The following is a 24,146-nucleotide window of genomic DNA, read 5'->3' as shown; positions in this document are numbered from 1 at the left end:
ATATGCATAAGTAATATACACTGGAAAACGACGCCCATCTTGGGCGTCGTCTTTATGATTTAAATTTGTTCATTCTCTTTAATTTCATTAATGTATTTATAAATAGTATAGCGCGATACCTTTAATTTTTCAGCTACGAATAAGACTGATTTTTGATAATTAAAAGCTTTCTTCTGGTATAAAAGTGACACAAGTCTATAGCGATCTGCTTTTTTCATACGGTCTATAGGCTTTCCAATTGAAGCCAGACATGCATCAAACAGATCATTGATATAAGTCACTTTATCATCTTTAATGGCGCTTTGGAGATCAGAACCCGCATGGCTGAGTTCCATCAGCAAGTTAGACGCAGAAACGATCGCAGTATAATCAAAGTTTATGCCCAACGCATAATGATAGTCTTCACCAATATAGTTAAAAGTTGAACTCTTAACATGGCGCCCTGCTGACGTTACCACTAAGTGATCCACATAGTCGCGATTTGTAAAGAACACTTCATCATTGCCGTCATTCAGGCCATAGATATCAGCAGTAGATCCAACCTGCCGCCCACTCACATGCCCATTATAAATGGCGAGTACAGGATGTCCTGGTTTAGACATATCGTGAATAAGCGTTTCACAAGATGAGCCAAACATCTTTGCAATGCCCTCTATCGTTCTATTTAAAAAATCAAATACACGTTCTTTATCATTTTCCACGATGTTTCCCTCCAAATCAAGCGTCTTCAATTACTGATTTTAGCATATCAATTCTCAAATTGCAAAAGACCACTCTTTAGGTTATTCACTTCTCTTGACTAAAACACCATTCTGGAGAATTATCTTAATCTTTTCCGAACCGCGCAATACTGAAATATCTTCTAAAGGATTGCCAGATACCATGACCAGATCTGCTGTCTTCCCCACTTCAATGGTTCCTACCTCATCGCTCTGCTTGAGCAAATAAGCCGCATTTTTCGTGGCGGATTGAATCGCTTCCATTGGTGTTAATCCTGCTTCGATCATTGCCTCGAACTCTTTACCAATATCTGAGTAACGTGTATTTTTAGAATTCGTATAATCCGTCCCAAAGGCAATTCGAATACCTGCAGCTCTTGCCATTTCAATAGATTTCAAGTTTTTCTCTGCACAGACTTTGCCTTTTTCATAAATATGCGCAGGCAATACCGCCTTCATCTTGGGAATACCCAATGAAATGGCCAAAGTCGATACCAAAGTACAATCGTTCTCTACCATGATTTGAATACATGATTCATCTAGCATGACCCCGTGTTCAATACTCTTTACACCCGCTTTTAGGGCGTTTAATGTACCCTCGGTTCCCGTGCAATGTGCCGCAACATAGGTCCCTCGTCGCTCTGCCTCTGCCACAATCGCTTTGAGTTCCGTTTCAGAGAATTGAACGTCTGTTATCTTATCAATAGGTGATGAAACGCCACCCGTTGCCATCACTTTAATGAACTTGGCACCATTTCTAAATTGTGTTCTCACCGCCTCAAGACACTCAGGCACACCATCAGCTAATACAGATAAAGGTGAATGTTCATTTAAGTAAGCCTTCGAAAATTGATATCCATGATCACCATGACCTGCTGTGACACTGATAATACGGCCGCTCGGCATAATCTTTGGTCCTCTAACAAGCCCCAGGTCCACTGCTCTGCTCAGCGATGGTCCAAAGAGACCCATATCTCGAATAGACGTAAACCCTGAATCCAATAATTGACCCAAGTCATGTGCCGCATTTAGAATTAAATCCATATGTGATGCTGTGCACTCATCATAATCCTGCGAATCTGCGCCGACCACATGTGCATGGCAGTCTATAAATCCGGGCATTATCGTTGCATTCGGTATTTGGATCGTTTCCACCAATTCTGGGATTAAGTTAGGACATTCTTCCACTGTACCTACAAAGACAATCTTATCTTGTTCAACGAGTACACAACCCTTTTCAATGACATGATCATCAAGCCCATTGATGACTCTGCCCTCTAATTTATAAGATTTCATATCATTTATACCTCACTTTTCAGCGTATTCACCACATGACAAGCCACCAAATGATGTTCATCCACAGGCACTAGTGCAGGTCTCTCCTTAGAGCAAATTTCTATGGCAACATTGCATCTGCCAAAGAATCTACATCCCGGTTTGGGATTGATTGGACTCGGGACTTCTCCAGTCAAAATTGGACTGGGTTTACTCATTTCATAATCGGGATCGGCTTCAGGTGCCGCTGCCAGAAGTCCCTTGGTGTAAGGATGCAGTGGCTTAGAAAAAATATCTTCAGTTCGACCTGTTTCAACAAGTGTTCCCAGATACATCACTGCTGTAGAATCCGATATATGCTGTACCATTGTCAGATCATGTGCAATGAAGAGATAAGTGAACTCATATTGTGATTGAAGTTTCATCAACAAGTTGATAATCTGTGCTTGTATCGACACATCTAATGCTGAAATGGCTTCGTCGCAGACGATGAATTTGGGTTCCACCGCAAGTGCTCTTGCAATGCCAATCCGTTGACGTTGACCCCCTGAAAATTCATGCGGAAACCGATTGGCATGTTCCCGATTTAAGCCCACTAACTCGAGCAAATTATAGATTTTCTCCATTCTCTCTGCCTTTGTCTTGTACATTTTATGAATATCCAAGCCCTCACCCACAATTGCACTCACAGTCTTTCTGGGATTGAGGCTCGCATATGGATCTTGAAAAATCATCTGCATTTGCTTAGTAAGCGCCTTATACTCTTTGCCTTTTTGCGCATGTACTTCAACACCATCGAATAGAACAGACCCGCCATCCACATCGTATAGCCCTAAAATAGTACGGCCAACCGTCGTTTTACCACAACCAGACTCACCTACCATACCGAGGGTTTCCCCTCTTTTAATGCTGAAACTCACATCATCAACGGCTTTGAGCAATTGATTTTTACCCACTTTAAAATATTTCTTCAAACCCTTAACTTCAATCAAAGTATCATTCGACATAAGCCGCCTCCTTTACATTCAGTTTCGAGACTCGGCTTACACGCTTCTGTGAAGGCACTGAAGGCGCTCTACAATCCAAAAGCCAACACGACGCTTTATGACCATTTGCCATAACCGTTTCCTCAGGCGGCATCTCTCTACAGATATTCATGCAGTATTTGCACCTTGCCGCAAAGCTACAACCCTTGGGCAGATCAAATAAATCGGGTGGCGACCCCTCTATGGAAAGAAGCGTCTTCGTTGACTGAACACCGGTACTTGGAACACTGTCTAAAAGGCCCCATGTATAAGGATGCTTTGGATCGTAAAACACATCTCTTGCAGTGCCTGTCTCAATGATTTTGCCAGCGTACATGACTGCAATTCTCTGAGCCGTTTTTGCAACAACACCCAAATCATGTGTAATCAAGACCACCGAGGCCTTAAATTCCCGTTTCAAAGTATTCATCAGCTCCAAAATCTGCGCTTGAACGGTTACATCAAGTGCTGTGGTTGGCTCATCTGCAAAGAGTATTTTAGGATTGCAAACCAGTGCAATGGCAATCATCACCCTCTGCCTCATGCCGCCAGAGAACTGATGTGGATAACTCATAAAGTTCTTTTCTGGATTGGGTAACCCCACTTTGATCAGCATTTCAATGGCCTTTTGTTTTGCTTTTTCCTTAGAAATATTTTCGTGACTTAAAATACCCTCTGCGATTTGATGTCCAATGCGCATCGTCGGATTTAAACTGGTCATTGGGTCTTGAAAGATCATAGACATTTCTTTGCCGCGCATACTGGAAATCTCTTTTTGAGTATAATGTGTAATATCTTCTCCCATGTACTCGATCTTGCCCTGTTTTAGTTTTCCAGGCGGTGTAGGGGTTAACTTCATGATGGATTGTACTGTAACCGATTTGCCACAGCCTGACTCTCCAACAATTGCCAACGTCTCACCTTGATCCACATGAAAAGAAACACCATTGACAGCATGGACTTCACCTGCATAAGTATAGAAGGAGAAATGCATATTTTTAACTTCTAAAATCCTTTTAGACATGTACTTCTCCTCCTAACTTCTAAGTTTTGGGTCAAGCGCATCTCGCAACCCGTCACCAAATAAATTGAATGAAAGCATCGTCAAAGAAATCAATGCGGATGGAATCATCAATTGAGATGGGTATACTCTAAACACTGCAATACCGGCATTAGATAACTGCCCCCAACTCGGCGTAGGCGGTGCAACGCCAAGTCCAATAAAGCTTAAATAAGCTTCATAGAAGATGGCACTTGGAATCCCCATGGTCATACTCACTACCACGATGCCAAGTGTATTGGGAATTAAATGATTGAAAATCAGAGAAGCGGACGATGCCCCTAGAGCTTTAGAAGCCAATACATACTCCATCTCTTTGAGTTGTAAAATCATACCTCTAACAGATCTCGCAGAACCCATCCAACCTGTGAGTGCAAAGGCAATAATGATGGAAATCGGACCTGAACCAATAAACAACATAATCAAAATAATATAAATCATACTCGGTACGCACATTGCCACATCTATAAAACGCATAATCAACATATCTAATTTGCCGCCAAAATAGCCTGAAATACCTCCTATGACAATGCCAATAAGGCTTGGTATCACTGAACCAAAGACACCCACAGCCAAAGAAACACGTGCACCTACCCATACTCTAACCCACATGTCGCGACCCAAGTTATCTGTTCCAAAAATATGGGTGGATGAAGGCAGTGCATTTGCATTTACAAGGTCTTGACCTTTATAAGTATACTCCGAAAATAGAGGGACACAGATGGCAAGTATGGTAATGATAGTAATGATAAATAACCCTAGCATTGCCACTTTGTTTTTAAAAAGTCTACGCCATACATCCTTCCAAAATGTAACACTGGGACGCGTGATTGAATCACTGTCCAACTGAGGATCTTCAACAAATTCGAACGCATTCGGTAGAAGAATATTTGTGGTCTTGTTCATCTCTTCCTCCCTATTTCTCAATCCGAATTCTCGGATCAATTATGCCATAGGCAATATCTACAATAAAATTTGCAAGGACTAGAAAACTGCCATAAAAAATTGTAAGTCCAAGTGTCATCGTGTAATCAAGCCCAGTAATTGAGTTGACAAAATGTTGTCCTAAACCCGGAATTGCAAATATTTTTTCGATGACAAAAGTGCCCATGAGCACGCTCGCTACCATTGGCCCCAACATCGTTACAATAGGGACCATTGCATTTCTGATTTCATGACGTGTAACCACTTTATCTTCTGGGACACCTTTCGCTCTGGCTGTTTTAACATAATCTTGGTTGATCACTTCAAGCATAGAAGCGCGCATAACTCTCGTTAAACTTGCAAGCAAAGAAAGCGAAAGCGCAACTGTGGGTAAAACCATATGCTTTAAACTTTTCCATTGCGCAATCGGCAATAGCTGAAATTTAACCGCAAAAATATACTGTAGAAAAGACCCCATGATAAAGCTTGGAATAGATACGCCGATGACTGAGATAAAAACGCATAAGTAATCTACTGTTTTACCACGTTTTCGTGCGGATACAACCCCTAGAAAGAGCCCTATGGGCACCGCCACAGCTAAGGAGATCAGTCCCAGAGTGGCGGAAATTGGAAAAGCAGAAGCAATCATGCTGTTAACTGTTCGATTCGTGTATTTTAACGAGTAGCCCAAATCACCATGCAACAGATTCCCCATGTAAGTCAAGTACTGTTCCAACAAAGGTTTATCAAGACCATAGTATGCCATCATTCTCGCCTCAGTTTCCACTGAGAGTAATGTTTCGGTCTGAAATGGACTTCCTGGCAAAGACCTCAGTAAAAAGAACGATACTGTCGCCAGTACGAATATTGTTATTACGGAAATCACCAGCCTCTGTAAAATATATTTCTTCATAATAATTGCTTCCTTTCGCTTTCACAACTTTATTACAAAATATTTTAATGCTCTAAGATTGAAGCATAAATAAATTCAATTGAACCCGTTTGACGACCATAAGTCAACCCTTGGACGTAATCTTTACAAATGTAAGCTGTTCCTGGTAACCAGAGTGGTGTCGCAGGGCTTTCATCTAAGAAAAGCTGTTCTGCTTTTTGAAGTGTTGCCAGACGTTTGTCGATATCGGTCTCATTGAATTGAGCTTCTATCAAATCTGTATAGGCCTGATTATTCCATTTGGCATAGTTATTCGCACCATCCACGGTGTAACTGGAAAGCAGTTCATCTGGATTTACACCTGTGCCCATACCATTTAAAAAGATATCAAACTGTCCTGACAACAATGCACCTATTGCCTGTGGCACTGGCATAATGTTGATTTCAACATTGACACCCAACGTATCAGCCCATCTTGCTTGTAAAGCTTCAGCATAAGCTTTATGTGAAGCTGAATCCAAACAAACATAGTTTATTGCAGGCAATTCCGAAGCACTCCCTAAATTGAGTTCCGCTAAAGCATCACTTAAGTAAGCCTTTGCTTTTTCAATGTCACCATTTGCTGGAATACCTGTTGAAGCTGGATATTTTTCTGCAATAGATTCTCCGTTAAGTGTGTTTGTGGGATCCATCATACGATCCGCAACTTCTGTTCCAGGTGCTGAAAGCGCAGAAACGATGGCTTGTCTATCAATACTGTAACTGAGTGCCAAACGTAAATTTTTATTTGCTAAAAGCGCATCATCACTTGACTTATAAACTAAATGCTGAAGTGTACCGCCGGATTTCGTGCCATAATCTGGATAGTTAAGCGTCAGTGTTTTTGAAATATTGTAGAGCTCATCTACATCTCCTAAATCGTACATGCCAACGCGTGTGTTTTCATCACCTACGATGAGTTCCGTTACTTTTGTCAATTTGATCTTATCAGCATCCCAATAATTTGCATTTTTTTCAAGCGTAATAGATGCTCCTTGAACCCATTCCGTTAGAACAAAGGGACCACAGCCGATAAAGGATTCAACACTTGAGCCGTAGCCTTCGGCGTACTTTTCGACATAGTCTTGACGAAGTGGATAAAAGTTTATGCCCTGAGCAATATGCTCAATAAAGAAAGGATCGGCTTGTGTCAATGTCATCTCTAAAGTATGATCATCTGTCGCTTTAATGCCCACTGAATCAGCATCCGAATTCTCGCCTGAATAATAAGCAATAGCGCCTGCTATTCTATCAAAAGTATCGCATTGTGACGATCCTGTCTCAGGATTCAAAAGGCGTTTAAATGCATACTCAAAATCACCTGCTGTTACAGGTTCACCATCTGACCACTTGACATCTCTTAAGTGAAATACAAGTTTAGTGCCTTCATCAAGCACTTCATAGTTTTCTGCTAATCCCATGGTTACTGCCCCATTATAATATCTCACTAGAGGTTCATTCGCTGCATACATAATAAGTGCAGACATTTCATCGTTCATCTTACTGACATCCAGTGTCATCATATCGTTTGCAGCAGCAAAAGTAAATTCTTGCAATGCTGCAAGTGGTGTTCCATCATCTACGACTTCATTAGAAGATGATGCGCCGTTGTCTACCTCGCTTGTTGCAGCCGGTTTCTCTTCTGAGCTCGCTGTACAACCTGTAAAAAGCCCGATCATTAAAAAGATCATCATTAATAGTGATACAATTTTTTTCATAAAAGTTCCCCTTTCACGCTTCATATTTCACTTAAAAAATTATTTACAACTTATATTTAATCTGTCCACCAAGACAGATGGTGCACCAATACAATAAGACTTTAGTAAAAACGGTTCTATTTTCAAATCATTTCCAACACTTTTAATGTGCCGAAATAAATCCAATAGATTGCCATTTAGTGTGAGTGATCTAACGGACTGAGCCGCTAAGCCCCCTTTGACGACCATGCCAGAACAAGGTATGGAAAAATCACCTGAGCCTATGTTTATAGAATGGAATATATCTGATGAATCTGTGATGTAAACACCAGATATCATTTCTTCTAATAATGTCTCTTTGGATTTCTGACTTGGCACTACATAAATGATTCTGGGTGTAACAATGATATCTGTGGGAATTGAACCCGTTAAAAGAGCAACTCTTCCTGCATTTCCAGTGGATTGCGTTCCCATAGATGCTGCAGATCTCAGATTGTGTAAAAGACCTATAAATTTGCCCTGTTCAACAATACGGTGCACTTGACAAGGTGTCCCTTCACTATCAAATGCATACTTATAGCCTGTCAACGGATGCCGATTGGCATCCTCAATGGAAAGAACAGATGCCCCTATATGCTGTCCCAGCTTATCACTCAATGCCGACGAGCCTTCAAAATACTTTGGACCACTAAAAAGTTGCCATGCTGTGGTCAGTATATTGATGACCACCCTACTGTCTAAGAGTACTGGATATGTGCCAGAAACCATTTGTCCTTCAGCATACTGATTGAGTATCATTTCATGTGCTTTCATGACGGCTTCATTAAAGTCCATAAGTTCAAATGAACTCACATTACCGCTGTAACTGCCATCGTATCTTTTGTCTTCATACTCACAAGTCACTTCTACTTCATAATGCCACACCTGATAAGCACTACTGATATCAACACCCTTCGAATTGATAACTCTTGATTTGAACTGATCCACGCACAAGGTTACAGAATAGTCTACTAGATTTGGCAATTTATGTGCACAACGATCGAACCTTAATACTTGCGCTTTAATGATTTCTAAATCCATTTTAGGCAGCTCGCCTATATTCAAACCAGTTTTGCCCTTTGTCGCAACATCGGATTTGAAATAGGCCGTCGTTTGATCATTCAATAAATCCACACTGGGAGTCTCAATATAGATGCCATTTTTATAAGCTCTTTCTATGACAGTTTCACCTGATTCGTTGAGGTTTTCTGTATAGGCATACCCCGTTTTTTCTCCAGTTGCTCTGACGTACAGTGCCGTTAACTCAGATGAATTTGTACTCGTAATAGAACCCCATTTGGATTTATAGGCAACCTGTTCATGTTCCTCAGCATTTATTTCAGCTTCTTTAATCTCTACAGGTAAGTTTAACAAGGCCTCTTCATAAGATTTTAAAGGAATCATATCTATACCTCTCCTTTCCTCATTCGCTGCCAACAGTCATATTGGCAATTCTTATTCTCGGTTGAAAGGAGGTCACTTGACAAAGGCCAGAAGACGCACCACAAAATCCACCGCTATCTGTAATGAGCTTCTTGCCCACTCGATCTACATTCTTGATAATATCGATGCCTCGACCGTTGATACTGAGTCCCTTAACTCGATCCGAAATCTTACCCTTTTTAATCAGATATCCCTCTGTCACCGCTATTGAAAAAGATCTGCCACTGTTACCGCCGCCAAGACGTTTGACATACAGTCCATTTTCCACTGAACTTATAATTTCGTCGTCGTCATCATGCCCCTCAGCCAAATAGGTATTGGTCATTCTAGAGGTTGGCGCATAGGCATAGCCCTGTCTGCGTCCACTGGCAGTCGGTGCCATTTTCAATCGCCTCGCACCCATTCGGTCACATAAATAACCTTTTAGAATACCCGATTCGATCAGCACATTTTTCTGTGTTTTAAAGCCCTCATCGTCAATAGCGGATGACCCATATAGCCCTTCTAGAGTTCCGTCGTCCACTAATGTAACTTTTTCAGAGGCTACTTGCTGACCTAATTTATCGCAAAAATCACTTCTGTTTTCAGTAATCGCAGAAGCTTCAAGCATATGCCCACAAGCTTCATGCCATAATGTCCCACAAGAACCGGCTTCTAAAACCACAGGGACTGTGCTTGAAGGTACGGCCACGCCATCAAGAGCACTTGATAAATCGATGACAAATTCTTTTGCAAAGTCTAAATAGGCATCGGTTTCAGTAAAAGCTTCAAACCCAGATGGCTTTGTATAATCCCCCCACTCTGAGAGCATGAGTCCATTGCGTTCAACAACTGCTGAAAATCTCAATCTACTGGTGACTCTCCTATCGGATACATAAAGCCCTTCGCTGTTGGCAATCGTCTTTCTTTGATCATAATCAAAATAATCTACATTGAGACTTTTAAGTGCGCGATCGGATTGGCGTGCACTGATGTCCGCTCTCTTTATGACCTCTATTTTATCTCTTACATGAATATCTTTTGGAAAATACTGAACTCTATTAGGACTTTTATAGTGTTTCATTTGAAATACAAAGTCTTTTTTGTCCCGTGTTTTGTGCTCGTTCAGCATAAAAGCAGCTCTTTTCGCAGTCTCCATCAAACTATGAAAACAAGTGTCATTCGTATAGACATAGACACTTCTCATGCCTGATAACAAGTAGACCCCAGCACCTAAAACACTGACACCTGTAATCCCATTTACGCCATTGGCTGAATGTTTGATGCTGAATTCATCTTTTTCTTCAAAATAGATTTCTGCGAAATCACCACCTCTTGAAAGTGCCGCTTCGAGAACAAGTTGAATCTCACGTTTATCAATCATCACATGCCTCCTCAATCCCTTCTGGGATAAAGCCTCTTTTTTCAGCCGCTTTGAGTAACAAATCCAGCGATTTTTTTAGATCTTTTTTGGGAACGGCAATACTCATTCTTGTAAATCCACAATAATATTGCCCATAATCGCTTCCCTGATCTAATTCCAAGTACGCCTCATTCACTAAAAATTGATTTAAATCTTCATCCCCTAAATTGAGACCTCTCCAATCTATCCAGATTACAAAGCTCCCCTCTAACGGACTGATCTTCACCTGTGGCAAATACTTGTTAAAAAAAGTAAAAATCATTTCGCCACATGCTTTCAAGTGTGCAACCATGGCATTTTTCCAGTCAGCACCCTCTTCACTATAGGCACCCAATAATGCCGCATAGAGTACAGGATCAATGCTGCCAAAATGATCTGCGTCACGCTGTTTAATAAAATTTGCCCTGAGTTGCTCATCTAAAATGATCATATTGGCATGATTTACACCTGTAAAATTAAAAGTTTTCCCAAGCGAAGTGGCTACAATTGCATGTCTCCTCGCCCCTTTGATTTCAGAATAGGGAATACATCTATGATCGTCGAAGGTTATTTCTCCGAAGATCTCGTCACTATACACGACGACGTTGTATTTATTGGCTAATGTCGACAATTGCTCCAATGCTCTTTTATCCCACACTTTTCCTGTTGGGTTGTGCGGATTGCAGAGAATATAGAGCTTATTCTTGGGATCAGCCATTTTTTGTTCCAAATCATCAAAATCTATTGAGTATTTGCCTTCACTTTCAATCAAGGCGTTGTAATGTGTTTTTCTACCAAGCCGCGTTGCTGCCTGCTCATATCTATAGTAGATAGGCGGTGATACGATAATACCTTCCCCTATATCTGTCAACATGCGTATGACAGTGGCCACAGAAAAAATAGTGCCGTTTGTTGGCACAACCCATTCCTTTTCAACATGAAAATCACGTTGTGTTGCCATCCACCAACAAACAGCATTCCTGTACTGATCATCACATAAAGTAAACCCCATCAATCCATTCTGAACGCAATCTGTCATTGCCTTTATCACGGAAGGTGCCGTCTTGAATTCCATCTCAGCACCTGAATAGCCAAGGAGGTCTAGTGCTTTAATGTGTGGGGGACAAAGTGTCTCTTTTAGATTGCCCATATGCTTACGATTAACACGCGAGTCAAAATCATAATTCAAATTTACACACCCTTCCTCACTTCAAATATGGCTTCAATCTCCACAGACACATCCATGGGCAGTTGATTTGTCCCTAGAGCCGTCCTTGCATGGCGCCCGCTCTCACCGAAAATATCATGTAATAGTTGACTGGCTGCATTTATAACAACATGTTGCTTGTCAAATCCTGTCTCGCTATTGACGAAACCTTGCAGTTTGACAACTTCTTTAACTTGATCTAAATCCCCTAAGTATTCTTTAACTGCCCCAAGTATATTTATAATACAAAGTACTGCTGCATCTTGACCGTAACTGATACTTCTTTCATGCCCAATCTTACCTGTGAACACGGGAATACCATCTTTCATCGGAACTTGTCCAGAGATGAACAACAAATTGCCTGTTTGCTTTACAGGCACATAAAGCGCACCGACAACAGCTTTTGATGGCAATATAATGCCCAGTTCATCTAATTTCTTTTCAATTAACACTGACATCATCCTCTCATTAACTTAATCCCATAATAGACTTGAGTTTACAATTTGTCAATATTTTTTCAACTATTTTGTAACTCAAAATAACTTTTCCTTAATATATCTAGCGGTAGCAAAAGAGTTGTTTCCCCTAGCAGGATACTTGATGACCGCTAAAGTACAAAAAAAGCCAACATTAAGGTTCTATTATCCATTGGATATCGATGTAGAACACTTCATATTGGCTTTTAAATTATTTTATGTAGACAGTGTTGTAAAAAAGCATCATTATACTGATGCGCTTTACATCATTTAGGCTTTAATTCCTCCCAAATGCTTTCATAATAGCTTGCACGATTTAAAGTGTATTCAAAATAGGTATCATATGGACCATGCCAATCAGGGTGTATATTGAGTTCTTCAAGTGCCCGACCTCTCTCAATCAGGTCTTGACACGCCTTAACATCGCCCAAATCCGCGTAACTATTGAGCAAGCCTTCCCAGTTCTCTGTTGAAAAATAATTTTGAAGAGCAGATTTCCATTCCGCTTTATTCCCTTCATATTTTAGGCGTGTCAACTCATAGGAAAATGCATACATCTCAGAATCTGGATTATAGGCATTCACCAGATCTAGGCCTTCCCAAGTTGTTACAACCCCACCGTATGGATAAGGTGCAATCAATTCTTTTAAATTATCGCCATTTAAATCTTCATAAGTAAAAATGTCATAGCCATAACTCCAATAGGTGACTTGGAGTCCCTTTTGAACATCCAATTTGAAATGAGGGTAATCTAAAACCATAACCATAGGCGTCTCTATTGCACTATCTTCAAAAAACAAATAGACCTCTTCCAAACCATCTTGATTCTCATCCTGAACATACATTTCGCTTAAAAATCTAAAATCTTCCAAATTTCGAAGCCGATTATCCTCAGAAAAATCATAAATGATCCTTTCATCCGTATCTGTTTTATAATAGATTTTAAAGTTAAAATCATCATTGGGCATGCTTAAAATATAGCTTGCCTCTCCAAAGACCTGTTCAATTTTAAGCCCCTCATCCCCATTATATGCCTCTTCTTCATTAAACCCTTCATCAATAAGTCCATTTTCACTTTCAGAGATGTTCTCCACTTTGGGCATTTGCTCCGTTTCTGTGTCGTTTTTAGGTTCAGTTTCGCCCTCACTAACGTCTAAGGTAGATATGCTGGCTTCCGCAGCAAATTCTAAATCTTTATCCTTTTCAGATGTTTTGCTCTTGTCATCCACTTTTCCACATCCAGTGAACAATAGAGTTGTTATCACTGCACCCCATAGAATGGCCATTTTTATTTTGCTTTTTATTCTGTACGACTTCTTTATGAATATATGTGATTTCATTATAGACATGCCTCCTAAATATTTTGCGAGTATCGCTCCGCTGAAATAGCATTTTTTATATAACTTTGTCTGTATGGTGTTATTCACATACTATTTATTGAACAACAGATCCTAACTATGTTACCCAAAGATCAAAAAGAAGCCTTTTCGACTTCTTCTCCACCTCATAATACCTTTAGACCATTGCATCTTCATGTCCTACCGAAGATACAAACAGCGCACTGGTCGGTATGATATCTATCGTTTCGATCATAGACTCATAGCTCACTGGCATACCAATTATATTGAGATCGGCGTGCATTGTTGCTATATTTTCATGAAAAGACCCTAAAAGAACGCAGACATTCGTGTTTACTGGCAATCTCGCATCTTCAACAAAGGTAAGTAACTCTTTTTCGGTTTTCTTTTGTTCATCTTCATTTCTAACAACTCTACATAAGTTGAGTTCTGCACCAAGATTCCTGGAAAGCTGTAGCGCGCATAGAACTGCTAGATCATTATTTGGGCTCTTACTTCTCAGCCAAAGATTAATTTTATTTTCCATGCCCAGTCCATATTTAGGGTGTAGCCATAGACAGCAATAGGACAATTTTAAAAATTGAATGGAGGCTATAATCTGTTTGAGCTTAGCTCTTTTCACCTCATTATCACTCACTGTAAATAGAACAATATTAGGCGGCAAGAATGAACTTTTCATACATTGCAGTGTTGGTGCAATGGTGGATTCAAAGTCCGAAGCAGTAATAATCGTCTCTTGAACGAAGATGCGCTCTTCCTTTAAAGGCTTTAAGACCATTTCAATCTCTTTTTCAGTTGCTCTATCCAACACTTTAGTTTTGGTAGACGTGAGATAATAGACACGGCCAGAAGGATACACTAAGTTGTAAGTTATTTTTGAAAGCCGCTTAAAATCATCCGGTTTTTCCACAGGAATTGCAATTGAGGGTTTCCACAACCTTGGATGATACTGACTGTTAGACACTTTTTGAGCGGCCCATTCCGCAACAGATATGAAGACGCCACCTCGAACATCACCCCAAGGAGACACCAAATTTTTTGTTTTTAAATACGAATAAATAAGACCGATTGTCACAAAAGTGACCACTGTAAAGATCGGATTGATCAACACCATTACCCATAGACATCCCACCGCACCCGTAATTGGCACGAAAATAGTCATTTTAAAACTGGGTCTATAGCTAATAATTCCTGTAATCTGCTCTAAAAACACCACGAGATTGATCATGCCATACGTCGTCAAAAAGAACATCGTAAGCAGCTCAGCCAAGCTGTTGAGATTCCCAGCCACGATGATGACTAGAGAAATAATGGACGAGAGCACAATGGCATTAAGGGGTTCACCGTTGGCTGTTTGCTTCCCCAATACATTGCTGAAGGGCACAACTCTATTTTCCGCAAGTGCAGATAAGGTTCTTGGCGCACTTACTAAGGTCGAAAGTGCCGAAGAGAGTACGGCTCCCATTACGCCTGCAATGACAAGCACTTTAACACCAGCTAATTTGAAAATAATAGAAGGGTCCATGAGCAACATTTCTTGTGAAGCTTGACGTGCGAACCAAAACGCAACAAACACATAGACCACAAATCCGGTAAAAATAGCAGCAAGTGTCCCTTTGATGATGCTATCTCGTGGATTTTCTAAGTCGCCAGACATGGTTGCCCCAGTCAACACCCCTGTTACAGCAGGAAAAAAGATGGCAAACGTCGTCCAAAAGCCCCCCATTTCGAAAGTCCCTTTTAAGACAAGCGAACCACCATTTAAATTTGGCCCTATAAAAAAAGAAACGAGAGATAAGGCCACCGCCACCAATATGCCATATTGTATTCGAAAAGCCAATTTTGCACTTTTCATCGAAATTGCGGATAAGACAATCCAAGTACCTATGCCCACAGCCACTTGTGAATGGCTTGGGAAAAAAGTAATCCAGAGTTCACTAAAGCCCGTTATATAAAAGGCAATCGAAAAGGTTTGCGACAAGTAAAGGGGAATACCAATGGCACCACCCATCTCAGGTCCAAGTGACCTCATAATAATAGCATATGCCCCTCCAGCACCAATTTTTATATTGGTTAACATGGAGGACATAGACAGTGCTGTGGCAAGCGTAATGATATGTGCTAAAATGATAATGACGATTGTGGCAATCAGTCCCACATTACCAACGACCCACCCCAACCTTAAATAGAGTATAACTCCTAAAATGGTCAATAGTGTCGGGGTATAGACACCCTCAAATGTTTTTAATCCCACTTTATTATTCATAGTCTGCTCGCTTATTTTGTATTTTCCTAAAAATTTCAGTCATTGAATCACCTATCTCATTTTAATATTTATTTTTTATCTCATTAGATTTGGTAATTAAATAAAATGCCTGTTTCATCTATGATCTTTTAAAATTCAGTCGAAATTCTATGATAATCTAAGAAATCAATTCGAAATGGAAAAGAAGCCTCTTCAAATGTTTCTCGCAAATCACTCATTTTTGACCACGGCAATTTATCAGTCGCTTTAATTGCAAGGTCTAAATCTGAATGTGTATGAAACTTCCCATTGATTCTAGAACCAAACAGTATTACCATTTCATCTTTTAAATGCTTTGAAAGCATCCTTTTTAGCTCTACTATTTCTCCTTGTGTGAGGTGGATTGCTTTACTCATTTTTAGCCTCAATCATCTGATACAAATGTTTGGCATCTATAAAAAATGCACCCGCAATCTCATAAATTTCTTCTGCAATCTCATAATTGTATGTGTAAGATGTTGTATTTCTAAGCTCATGATATTTTAAGGCTTTTTCAAGACTTGTTAAATCTAACTTCATATCGTTCCTCCACATATCTTCATCATATGATCACTTTGAGTACATGGATACCGATTATGCTATCCTTTTATCATGACTTCATATATTTATAAATCTAGGCCATTAAGCAATTCTTTTAACTTGATCAATTCTTCCTTTGAAAGCGTTATGCCTTTACCCATTTTTTCATGTTCTGGCGACCAATCTCTGAGGTCGTACTTAGGTGCTCTGTCGTTCCAGCTGATGAGATTTAATTCTTTGGACCAACCCTTGTTGTTTTCTGAGATCGCTCCAATTGTTTCTGTGATTTCGTATTTTATATCTGCCATTGTCTTAATCCTTTCTGACTTGAAATTTACGGGCTGTAAGCCTTAGGTTTATAATTTTTTTGGTTAGCGTGTCAAAAGTCAGTTTCGCATAAACTCTCTACCCTATGCTGTATCGCGTACTCCCCGTAAACGACATCATAGGGTAGAGGGTTGCTCAACTTTTGACTTTTGACACGCTAACTATTTTTTATTATTATAAACTTCTTTCGCTTATTTATAAAGGCCATTGTTTATAAAGCGCCTTTTTTACGATAACCCTTATATTGTTTTACAATCTGATCCATCACCGCTTTTGACTTTTGTTACTTTGGCGCATCCGATGATGCTCCAGTTTATGGTTTTCATTTGGGTTGCTCCTTTTGAGCGATGAAGTCTTATTGATTTCAAGTCATCTATCAATCGTTTATGCCTATGCTTTTACTTACATATTTTTGCTTCGAACTGTTTGGCTTATCTGGAATTGTTAATATAAGCTTCCCCTCTTCGAGAAGTGGTTTTAGTATTGTGCTTCTAAAATATTCACGATCTTTCAATCCTAATTTTTTTTGCATTTCATCTCTTGTTCTAGGTTCTTTACAATATTCAAGTATTAAACTTACGCGATCTTCAACTTGCTTGATGATATTTAATATTTTTTGAATCAAGTTTATCACCACCTATAGTCTGAATGGATTTCTAATTTATAAAAAACTCGAGATCGTCACTATACCATTTTACTTCAAAATATGCCAAGATCACTATAACTATCTTTTGTGAGTTTTGCTAAAGGTCTTTTATGAATGTCTACTTCTTCAATATAGTTTCCGTACAGAGCAATCAGCATCTCTTCTTTTGAACTGAAAAGCCCTTCATTATTTTCATATATTTCTCCGATTAGAGCCTTCGTATAAATCTCTTTCTTTTTCATGATCTCTAGCACATAATCTTTATGCGTTCCATAGAGTGACTTCAAAGCCAAATGTTCTACATTGTGCTCAAATTCCTGTGAGTAATCCAGTTTAATTTCAAAATTATCAATAGACGACATAAACTCATCGTTATTAGGATATATTATAAATCTCAAGTATTTATCTGAATCCTTAATATCATAAATCGAAACATCAAACAACGCTTCACCCTTAAGACTATTACAACATGGGCATACCTTTTTTTATCTAAGTCATCTTCTTGCCAAAGATGCGAAGCGTCAATTCGTTTATTATCAATAATATTTTAGATCTCATGCTTAAATTATAGTTTAATGAGCGTTATTTATCCAATTGTTACTTCTAAAATTACAGATTCTACAAGAGAAGTTGAGCCTCTAATTTTGACGATAACCACCTAATCGTTATGACGGTTATGATATTAATAAAATTGAGGTGAAAAATGTGAACCATAAATATCAGATCAAGAATAGTACAACTTAATTTTTGATTTTTTTCGGTCGGAAGAAACATGATTTGATTGAAGCAATGGTTACAGATGAAAACATATGGATGACATAAAACTTGCTTCAGATCTATTTGAAAAAAGTAGAACTACGATAACAGAACACCTCAAGATTATTTTAGAAGAAGAATCACGAAGAAAATTAGTATGTCCGAAATCCCGCCGAACTGCACCAGATGGTAAAATTCTTAAAAGTGATGTTTCAGTAGCAAAAAAATTATTCCGAATTAGACGAGATTAAATCATTAGATAGATTTTTTCCAATTTTCACATGAGCATGCATATAAAATTTAATCCAATTATGCCACATTTCGTTCCAATTAGTCCTCTATCCATACATGTACATGTCAAAATGTTATAATGTAAAGATAAAGTTGGATTAAAGATACTTTACATACGATTTGACACTTGTTAAACCTTAGCATTATTTAACTAAGCACAACATTGATCGTTTTTGTGAATTTTACTGTACCAAAAACGTCATAATATCAATGATTAATAATGAAAAGAGGCATATTTAGAGCTACTTTAAAACGTAATTTGGCACGTCATAGACTACCAAATAAAAACCCTGTTTCACTTTTAGAGATGAAAGCAGAAGCCTAACTCGTACTTTGACCATTGCTATGACACTTGCATTCATTCTAGCGAGCTCAACTGCAACATATGCGGCAACCAGTGAAAAATCAGATATGAACAATAATTCAAAATTTGTTCTTAACTCATCAGCTGAAGTTATTATTAACGATACAATTCCAACTATAGCTTATACTGAACTTAATGATTATGACAAGTTTATCTTTGATGCAAATGCACCAATTCAGAGAAGCACCTCAACTCCAAGTACACTGTGGAGTTGGACAAATAATGGAAGCTCATATAGTATAAGTGGTAGTTCAAGTAGCTCTACATTATATACAAACTACTATTTTAAAAATGTTACAGGAAAAACATTTGATTTGACTGCTGGCTATTCAAATAGACTCGTTGTAGATTTAGTGCATAAAGGATTTATAGTACAAGAGGTTGTCAGCACTTGGACAATTGATGCTGGTACAAGTAAAAGTGTGACCATTAAATCTTCTGATCTCAACGATTTTGCTGATAGTGATAAGTACTATTTTAGGTTCAACTCAAGCCCTATTGGTAATTCATACTCAGTATCTGGCTCTTTTGGCTTGTAGAGTAGACTAGTATATCAAAAACAAACTCTATAAAAGCAACATCATGAGCAATAATATAACACCTGCGCTATGAGCCATTGCTTCTTAGAACAAATATAGGACAACTATCAGAATACTGCTTAATCAATATTCCGGTAGTTGTCTTATGTAGTTAATTGAACCTATATTCGCTAAAGATATCTTTATGGTATGCTTAAATACATATAACCTGAGACATCTGAAAGAAAAACTTTATGCATTGATATTCGGAGGTAAACATAGTGGAAGCAAATTCTTTAACTCAAAGAGGCATAAATAGTTTTCAACTCAAACTCATAGGGCTGCTTTTCATGACACTTGACCATGTTGCCAAGTACACGATTATGCTAAATATGGGCAATCATATTTTCAATATGATTGGCAGAATTGCAGCACCACTATTCCTGTATTTGATAACTGTAAGCGCAGAGCACACTCGAAGTAAATTGAAATTCGTTTTGAGACTGTATATCACGCATGTCATAATTGGTTTTCTAACTTTATTTCTCGGAAAAGTAGAACCAGCATTTTTCGGAAGCTATGATCAATTCAGTGTATTATCTACATTTGCATATGTTGTTTTTTATATTTATACATTCGAAAACATCATTATTTCTAGGAAAAAAAAGGATTTTTTACGTATGGGTTCATATATTTTATTGGGTGTTGTAAGTATTATTTTGCCCATCATCCTATTGTTGTTTTTACAAGACGAGGTTCTGTGTAGTATTCTTTTCCCCAATATTTTAACCATACCTTATTCCCCTTTATTTGTACTCATGGGCATCTGTTGGTACTTTTCAAAAACTAAACCAAAAAAAGCAGGTGTCTTGCTTATTTTTTCATTCTTATCATTCGGAGGCAATCTAGTTGTGAGTAGCCTTTCTTCATGGGTGTTCTTCGACTTCTTTAATAACATACAATTTTGGATGGTACTCTTTCTGCCCTTTATCTTTCTGTATAATGGTCAAAAAGGTAAGCCAATGAAGTACTTCTTTTATATTTACTATCCACTACATGTTTTTTTACTGATGTTCATGGGGCAGTTATTGCTATATCTCTCAACAGACGTCCACTAAAAATAAAAAATGAACCCTATGGCTCTGATAATTCGAAACCTGCAAGAGATGTTAAAATTGGATTAGATGCGATGAAATTGGAGAGCAGGTCAGATATCCTAAATTCAGTTTGGAAAAAAGTTAGATGACAATATGTTTCGAAAGGTATTTGATTATGAAAACATTTAAAATTGAAGGCTATATAGACCCTATAAATATGACAGATGATTTCTTTGTATTTGAAATTTGTGATGCGTTTTATGACCGTATTTATCATAAGTTTATGGATTTTATAGAGTCAAACGCTTGGGAATTTGGTGGGGGTATGAAAACTCTGATGCCTAATGCTGACTTGTCAGGATGCATTACTATCTGCGAAGATCTGAGTGCAGACCAATTTAGAGAGCGCTTTTTGAACCATATGACGGATAATGACGTCCTGTTTAAAGGTAATATCTATGAACTAAATGACAAAGCGTAGCAAGCAATGCCTTCAAAAAAACCGACCACAATAAGCAAGATCATGTGATCTAACTTATTGTGGTCGGTTCAAATCTACAGACTCTTTTCTTTTTCATAAATCAACTTCCCTACGTGATCAATGTGTTCCTTTAATGCCACATTAGATATCGCTTTATAATCAAGGATATCAAAAAAATACGGTAGTGGTGATACTTCATTGAGCTCATCTAATACATCATGTAAAATTGTACGCGTTATATTCTCACCAAATATTACAAGGTCAATATCAGAACCTTTTTTATAGTTGCCCACTGCTCTACTCCCAAAAATAGCTGCCTTTTTAATCTCTGGATGTTTTACAAGAGCACTTCTAATGATTTCCATATCTAATTCTTTAAGACCAAACATTTAAAGCTCCTTTATCAAATGATCATAAAACTTTTTGAGTTCAGGAAAGAAAATTGTCTTGATATCGTCAATCATTTTATCAGCCAATTGTTCATCATAAGTGTGAACGGTGAGATTGCGAACTGTCAGGCCTTCTATCCAAACGTGTCTGTTATCTATGAGCCCTATTTGAAACGACTGTTTAATCGCTTCTCTTGGACTTTTAATTTCATAAGCTTCACTTTCCAAATAATCTTTCATAACTTTCCACGCCAATTCAAAAGCCATCTCAAAGAACTGAATCATACCGGCCTTTTCAATTTCTGATTCTATTTGCTGATCCACATAACGTTCGAGCAATTTGTAAGTTTTTGAATAATTTTCAAATCTTTATCGCCATCGAATCTCTTTTAAATTGTCCAACAAAAAATCACCAATCCTTCTAAGACATGATTAAATCCTATCAAATTTGTCTAAATTTCACTCTAATTATAACTTTATTAGCCCTAATAATCAATTCTTCTGGATTATTGTATCTATAATTTATATGCTGTAATACCACAGTTTAAAAAACGCCTATAAAAAAACTTTATCCTGTTAAATTGAACTTCATTCGTGTATTCTATAGTATATATGCACTTTGCGCCTCATCTAACTAGAAGGTCAAAGTGTCATCATCACCATCTATGCCCTAATCATCCATACATATCATTATAAGGAGGCTAAAAATGAATCTCTGTATTGCTTTTGCTCCATGCAAGGTCAAGTAGGATCGGACGCATGGAGATCAATTAGGTCCTATTGAGACTTTGCATTTTAAATATTTTAACGCACTCAGTTGAGTGTCCAATATATTAAAAGGAGCAAAGTCAAAATGAATTCATTAAAAACAAGTCTTGTTGACTTAAAATATTTTATCATCTTATGGTTATCACAATCTTTTTCAGCTTTAGGCAGTGCCATGACGAATTTTGCACTGGTCATCTGGTCATATGAGCAATATGGGTCTGCATTGACCACTGCACTCATTGTAATATGTTCATATGCACCCTATGTGCTCATGAGCATATTCGCAGGCGCACTAAGTGATCGCTGGAACAAAAAAATAACGATGCTGGCATGTGACAGTTTTGCAGCACTTTGTACGGTTTGCGTTCTCCTGCTACTACAAATGGGCAAATTAGAGATTTGGCATATTTATGTGTTGAATGCCCTAAACGGTTTGATGAATACCGTTCAAAAACCCTCAGCGGATGTTACCATCAGTTTACTGACACCAAAAGAGTATTATCAAAAAGTAAGTGGTATGAGAGCTTTTTCAAACGCTTTGACGGGTGTGCTCACACCTGTTTTGGCAACTGCTTTATTGTCCTTAGTGGGAATGCATGCGGTCATTTGGTTTGATCTTTTCTCATTTGTCACCGCGTTCCTATGTCTTGTGCTCTTTATAAAGATTCCAGAAATCAAGTACTCAGATGAAACAAGAGAAACTTTGCTGAAATCTACAAAGGCAGGCCTAAAGTACTTAATGGAAAACCGAGGGATTCTAGATTTAATTCTGTTCTTAGCAGGTATAAATCTGATTGCTTCTATGTATAATGCCGCACTACCTGCCATGATTCTTTCGAAAGATAATGGAGGAGAGATCGGCCTCGGTATTGTGAACGCTTGCACGGGCATTGCAACCTTAGTGGGTAGCGTGATGGTTTCCATATTACCAGCACCTAAAAGCAGAGTAAGGGTAATTTGCAATACACTTTTATTCTCAATGAGCACAGAAAATTTCTTTTTAGCATTTGGAAACTCTGTCCCCCTATGGTCCATTGGAGCTGTTTTGGGATGGCTTTTTATTCCCATGATGGGCGCAAATATGGATGTGCTCTTTAGAACCCATATTCCCGTTGAAATGCAGGGCAGGGTTTATGCTGCAAGAAACACATTACAATTTTTTACGATCCCAATAGGTTATTTTCTCGGTGGTGTTTTGGTAGATCAAGTCTTCGAGCCCTTTATGAAATATCAAGATTCATGGATCTTAAATGCCCTGTTTGGAAAAGGTAAGGGGTCTGGTGCCGCGTTTCTGTTCTTATTTCTAGCGTTTGCAGGAATTGGCGTCTGTCTATTTTTTATACGGGACAGACATCTTTGGTGCTTAGAAGCTTCTCCAGACGAATGTGTTTCTGCGAATTCAAGTGATTTTGTAGAAATCACTGAATGATATCCTTTTCTCAAAATAATAACAACCTAATAAAAAGCCCTTATCTACTCATTATCTGACGTAAATAAGGGCTTTTTTACGAAAACGTTCTTTTGCATCACTCAAAAGAATATACTATACCGACAAAACCTGACAAAAAAACATCACATCTAATCCTTCAATCAGATGTGATGTCAATGTCAGAGTAAATATCTATTCTTTTGATGGATTCATGCCACCTCTGCGTCTGTTGCAGCTTCCCCTGCCACAGCCTGTTTCTTGTCCATCACAGAGCTTATAATCGCCACCCTCAATTCTAAGGGTCTTCCCGTTCACAATAGACTCTGCTATTTTTCTTCTGGCTTCAACATATATGCCTTGAACAGTGGTCCGCGCAACATTCATCTGGGCTGCGCACGCCTCTTGTGTAAGACCCTCTAAATCGATCAACCGAATCGTTTCATATTCATCAACTGTCATCATAATAACAAATTCTTCATCCATCAACACATTTAAAGGCCCGTACTCGTTACTTTCTGGAAGACGACATACTTTCCGCCATTTTCTGGGTCTGGCCATCCACTTTACCTCCTCTAAGTCATCCGCAAACATTCTATTCATCTTAAATTATAAAGGATTTCAAACATATATCAATAATTATACTTATATCTGGATGGCTTTTTCCTACAGATTCATTTCAATTACTCAATAGTTTCCTTCTCTATGATGCTTCATCATAATC

General features: G+C 38.5%; 25 protein-coding genes and 1 pseudogene. 5 read left to right on the top strand and 21 right to left on the bottom strand.

What is annotated here, in order from left to right; all coding sequences use genetic code 11:
- Positions 1-59 precede the first annotated feature (59 nt).
- From ISU02_RS09960 to ISU02_RS09910, 11 genes are all read right to left on the bottom strand, one after another.
- Complete coding sequence (locus ISU02_RS09960) at positions 60-701, bottom strand: helix-turn-helix transcriptional regulator (protein ID WP_323985034.1); 642 nt, start codon at positions 699-701, stop codon at positions 60-62.
- An 81-nt stretch (positions 702-782) separates the two neighbouring features.
- Positions 783-2,015 carry a metal-dependent hydrolase family protein gene (locus ISU02_RS09955; protein ID WP_194701675.1) on the bottom strand — a complete coding sequence of 411 codons (1,233 nt, stop codon included), beginning with the start codon at positions 2,013-2,015 and terminating at the stop codon, positions 783-785.
- A gap of 5 nt (positions 2,016-2,020) precedes the next feature.
- Positions 2,021-3,001 (bottom strand): ABC transporter ATP-binding protein, encoded by a 981-nt coding sequence (locus tag ISU02_RS09950; protein WP_194701674.1) that lies wholly within the window; start codon positions 2,999-3,001, stop codon positions 2,021-2,023.
- A complete protein-coding gene (locus ISU02_RS09945; protein WP_194701673.1) occupies positions 2,991-4,043 on the bottom strand; it encodes an ABC transporter ATP-binding protein in 1,053 nt (350 codons plus the stop codon). The genes ISU02_RS09950 and ISU02_RS09945 overlap by 11 nt, the downstream gene beginning before the upstream one ends.
- Before the next feature lie 12 nt (positions 4,044-4,055).
- The gene (locus ISU02_RS09940; protein WP_194701672.1) at positions 4,056-4,985 is read right to left on the bottom strand and encodes an ABC transporter permease; all 930 of its coding nucleotides are present in this window, start codon (positions 4,983-4,985) and stop codon (positions 4,056-4,058) included.
- Positions 4,986-4,995: 10 nt separating this feature from the next.
- Positions 4,996-5,916, bottom strand: a complete 921-nt coding sequence (locus ISU02_RS09935) for an ABC transporter permease (protein ID WP_194701671.1) — start codon at positions 5,914-5,916, stop codon at positions 4,996-4,998.
- 44 nt (positions 5,917-5,960) lie between these two features.
- The gene (locus ISU02_RS09930) at positions 5,961-7,652 is read right to left on the bottom strand and encodes a peptide ABC transporter substrate-binding protein (RefSeq protein WP_194701670.1); all 1,692 of its coding nucleotides are present in this window, start codon (positions 7,650-7,652) and stop codon (positions 5,961-5,963) included.
- Positions 7,653-7,691: 39 nt separating this feature from the next.
- Positions 7,692-9,074: a TldD/PmbA family protein gene (locus tag ISU02_RS09925; protein WP_194701669.1), complete on the bottom strand. Its 1,383-nt coding sequence runs from the start codon at positions 9,072-9,074 to the stop codon at positions 7,692-7,694.
- A gap of 19 nt (positions 9,075-9,093) precedes the next feature.
- On the bottom strand, positions 9,094-10,476 hold the full coding sequence (locus ISU02_RS09920) for a TldD/PmbA family protein (protein ID WP_194701668.1): 1,383 nt from the start codon (positions 10,474-10,476) through the stop codon (positions 9,094-9,096).
- A complete protein-coding gene (locus tag ISU02_RS09915; RefSeq protein WP_194701667.1) occupies positions 10,469-11,683 on the bottom strand; it encodes a MalY/PatB family protein in 1,215 nt (404 codons plus the stop codon). The genes ISU02_RS09920 and ISU02_RS09915 overlap by 8 nt, the downstream gene beginning before the upstream one ends.
- 2 nt (positions 11,684-11,685) lie before the next feature.
- A complete protein-coding gene (locus ISU02_RS09910; protein WP_194701666.1) occupies positions 11,686-12,153 on the bottom strand; it encodes a RidA family protein in 468 nt (155 codons plus the stop codon).
- A 148-nt stretch (positions 12,154-12,301) separates the two neighbouring features.
- Between ISU02_RS09910 and ISU02_RS09905 the strand changes: the two genes are divergently transcribed.
- The gene (locus tag ISU02_RS09905; RefSeq protein ID WP_194701665.1) at positions 12,302-12,451 is read left to right on the top strand and encodes a hypothetical protein; all 150 of its coding nucleotides are present in this window, start codon (positions 12,302-12,304) and stop codon (positions 12,449-12,451) included.
- Here the strand turns inward: ISU02_RS09905 and ISU02_RS09900 are convergent.
- From ISU02_RS09900 to ISU02_RS09870, 7 genes are all read right to left on the bottom strand, one after another.
- Positions 12,444-13,517, bottom strand: coding sequence for a hypothetical protein (locus tag ISU02_RS09900; RefSeq protein WP_194701664.1), 1,074 nt, complete (start codon positions 13,515-13,517; stop codon positions 12,444-12,446). The genes ISU02_RS09905 and ISU02_RS09900 overlap by 8 nt on opposite strands.
- 175 nt (positions 13,518-13,692) lie before the next feature.
- Positions 13,693-15,801 (bottom strand): amino acid permease, encoded by a 2,109-nt coding sequence (locus ISU02_RS09895; RefSeq protein ID WP_194701663.1) that lies wholly within the window; start codon positions 15,799-15,801, stop codon positions 13,693-13,695.
- Positions 15,802-15,929: 128 nt separating this feature from the next.
- Positions 15,930-16,196 (bottom strand): nucleotidyltransferase family protein, encoded by a 267-nt coding sequence (locus ISU02_RS09890; RefSeq protein WP_194701662.1) that lies wholly within the window; start codon positions 16,194-16,196, stop codon positions 15,930-15,932.
- Positions 16,189-16,359 (bottom strand): nucleotidyltransferase substrate binding protein, encoded by a 171-nt coding sequence (locus tag ISU02_RS09885; RefSeq protein ID WP_194701661.1) that lies wholly within the window; start codon positions 16,357-16,359, stop codon positions 16,189-16,191. The genes ISU02_RS09890 and ISU02_RS09885 overlap by 8 nt, the downstream gene beginning before the upstream one ends.
- Before the next feature lie 86 nt (positions 16,360-16,445).
- Complete coding sequence (locus ISU02_RS09880; RefSeq protein WP_194701660.1) at positions 16,446-16,667, bottom strand: YdbC family protein; 222 nt, start codon at positions 16,665-16,667, stop codon at positions 16,446-16,448.
- A 395-nt stretch (positions 16,668-17,062) separates the two neighbouring features.
- Complete coding sequence (locus tag ISU02_RS09875) at positions 17,063-17,311, bottom strand: Fic family protein (protein ID WP_194701659.1); 249 nt, start codon at positions 17,309-17,311, stop codon at positions 17,063-17,065.
- A gap of 74 nt (positions 17,312-17,385) precedes the next feature.
- On the bottom strand, positions 17,386-17,775 hold the full coding sequence (locus tag ISU02_RS09870; RefSeq protein ID WP_194701658.1) for a hypothetical protein: 390 nt from the start codon (positions 17,773-17,775) through the stop codon (positions 17,386-17,388).
- Positions 17,776-18,712: 937 nt separating this feature from the next.
- Here ISU02_RS09870 and ISU02_RS09860 point away from each other — a divergent pair.
- The 3 genes from ISU02_RS09860 (at position 18,713) to ISU02_RS09850 (ending at position 20,839) form a co-directional block, all read left to right on the top strand.
- A complete protein-coding gene (locus ISU02_RS09860) occupies positions 18,713-19,282 on the top strand; it encodes a hypothetical protein (protein ID WP_207736251.1) in 570 nt (189 codons plus the stop codon).
- A 260-nt stretch (positions 19,283-19,542) separates the two neighbouring features.
- Positions 19,543-20,379 (top strand): TraX family protein, encoded by an 837-nt coding sequence (locus tag ISU02_RS09855; protein WP_323985033.1) that lies wholly within the window; start codon positions 19,543-19,545, stop codon positions 20,377-20,379.
- 154 nt (positions 20,380-20,533) lie between these two features.
- Positions 20,534-20,839, top strand: a complete 306-nt coding sequence (locus tag ISU02_RS09850) for a hypothetical protein (protein WP_194701656.1) — start codon at positions 20,534-20,536, stop codon at positions 20,837-20,839.
- Between the two features lie 74 nt (positions 20,840-20,913).
- On the opposite strand, the gene ISU02_RS09845 is transcribed toward ISU02_RS09850, so the two are convergent.
- Together ISU02_RS09845 and ISU02_RS09840 are read right to left on the bottom strand one after the other, a co-directional pair.
- Positions 20,914-21,228 (bottom strand): nucleotidyltransferase domain-containing protein, encoded by a 315-nt coding sequence (locus tag ISU02_RS09845; protein WP_194701655.1) that lies wholly within the window; start codon positions 21,226-21,228, stop codon positions 20,914-20,916.
- Positions 21,229-21,585: pseudogene (locus ISU02_RS09840) on the bottom strand (nucleotidyltransferase substrate binding protein); the annotation flags it as partial.
- 496 nt (positions 21,586-22,081) lie between these two features.
- Between ISU02_RS09840 and ISU02_RS09835 the strand changes: the two are divergent.
- Complete coding sequence (locus ISU02_RS09835) at positions 22,082-23,425, top strand: MFS transporter (RefSeq protein ID WP_194701654.1); 1,344 nt, start codon at positions 22,082-22,084, stop codon at positions 23,423-23,425.
- Between the two features lie 192 nt (positions 23,426-23,617).
- Here the strand turns inward: ISU02_RS09835 and ISU02_RS09830 are convergent, their stop codons facing one another.
- A complete protein-coding gene (locus ISU02_RS09830; RefSeq protein ID WP_194701653.1) occupies positions 23,618-23,983 on the bottom strand; it encodes a DUF134 domain-containing protein in 366 nt (121 codons plus the stop codon).
- Positions 23,984-24,146: the final 163 nt, after the last annotated feature.

Source organism: Fusibacter ferrireducens (assembly GCF_015352425.1).
Lineage (GTDB): Bacteria > Bacillota > Clostridia > Peptostreptococcales > Acidaminobacteraceae > Fusibacter_A > Fusibacter_A ferrireducens.
Note: the sequence above shows the minus strand (reverse complement) of the source record. Positions and strands in the feature narration are given on the sequence as shown.

What these genes read in the sequence shown, in the direction of transcription:
- ISU02_RS09950 (WP_194701674.1), bottom strand. Translation starts at nt 3,001, where the DNA reads ATGTCGAATGATACTTTGATTGAAGTTAAGGGTTTGAAGAAATATTTT.
- ISU02_RS09845 (WP_194701655.1), bottom strand. Translation starts at nt 21,228, where the DNA reads ATGTTTGGTCTTAAAGAATTAGATATGGAAATCATTAGAAGTGCTCTT.
- ISU02_RS09835 (WP_194701654.1), top strand. Translation starts at nt 22,082, where the DNA reads ATGAATTCATTAAAAACAAGTCTTGTTGACTTAAAATATTTTATCATC.
- ISU02_RS09895 (WP_194701663.1), bottom strand. Translation starts at nt 15,801, where the DNA reads ATGAATAATAAAGTGGGATTAAAAACATTTGAGGGTGTCTATACCCCG.
- ISU02_RS09930 (WP_194701670.1), bottom strand. Translation starts at nt 7,652, where the DNA reads ATGAAAAAAATTGTATCACTATTAATGATGATCTTTTTAATGATCGGG.
- ISU02_RS09925 (WP_194701669.1), bottom strand. Translation starts at nt 9,074, where the DNA reads ATGATTCCTTTAAAATCTTATGAAGAGGCCTTGTTAAACTTACCTGTA.
- ISU02_RS09880 (WP_194701660.1), bottom strand. Translation starts at nt 16,667, where the DNA reads ATGGCAGATATAAAATACGAAATCACAGAAACAATTGGAGCGATCTCA.
- ISU02_RS09890 (WP_194701662.1), bottom strand. Translation starts at nt 16,196, where the DNA reads ATGAGTAAAGCAATCCACCTCACACAAGGAGAAATAGTAGAGCTAAAA.
- ISU02_RS09900 (WP_194701664.1), bottom strand. Translation starts at nt 13,517, where the DNA reads ATGAAATCACATATATTCATAAAGAAGTCGTACAGAATAAAAAGCAAA.
- ISU02_RS09850 (WP_194701656.1), top strand. Translation starts at nt 20,534, where the DNA reads ATGAAAACATTTAAAATTGAAGGCTATATAGACCCTATAAATATGACA.
- ISU02_RS09885 (WP_194701661.1), bottom strand. Translation starts at nt 16,359, where the DNA reads ATGAAGTTAGATTTAACAAGTCTTGAAAAAGCCTTAAAATATCATGAG.
- ISU02_RS09935 (WP_194701671.1), bottom strand. Translation starts at nt 5,916, where the DNA reads ATGAAGAAATATATTTTACAGAGGCTGGTGATTTCCGTAATAACAATA.
- ISU02_RS09955 (WP_194701675.1), bottom strand. Translation starts at nt 2,015, where the DNA reads ATGAAATCTTATAAATTAGAGGGCAGAGTCATCAATGGGCTTGATGAT.
- ISU02_RS09905 (WP_194701665.1), top strand. Translation starts at nt 12,302, where the DNA reads ATGACCGCTAAAGTACAAAAAAAGCCAACATTAAGGTTCTATTATCCA.
- ISU02_RS09945 (WP_194701673.1), bottom strand. Translation starts at nt 4,043, where the DNA reads ATGTCTAAAAGGATTTTAGAAGTTAAAAATATGCATTTCTCCTTCTAT.
- ISU02_RS09940 (WP_194701672.1), bottom strand. Translation starts at nt 4,985, where the DNA reads ATGAACAAGACCACAAATATTCTTCTACCGAATGCGTTCGAATTTGTT.
- ISU02_RS09830 (WP_194701653.1), bottom strand. Translation starts at nt 23,983, where the DNA reads ATGGCCAGACCCAGAAAATGGCGGAAAGTATGTCGTCTTCCAGAAAGT.
- ISU02_RS09920 (WP_194701668.1), bottom strand. Translation starts at nt 10,476, where the DNA reads ATGATTGATAAACGTGAGATTCAACTTGTTCTCGAAGCGGCACTTTCA.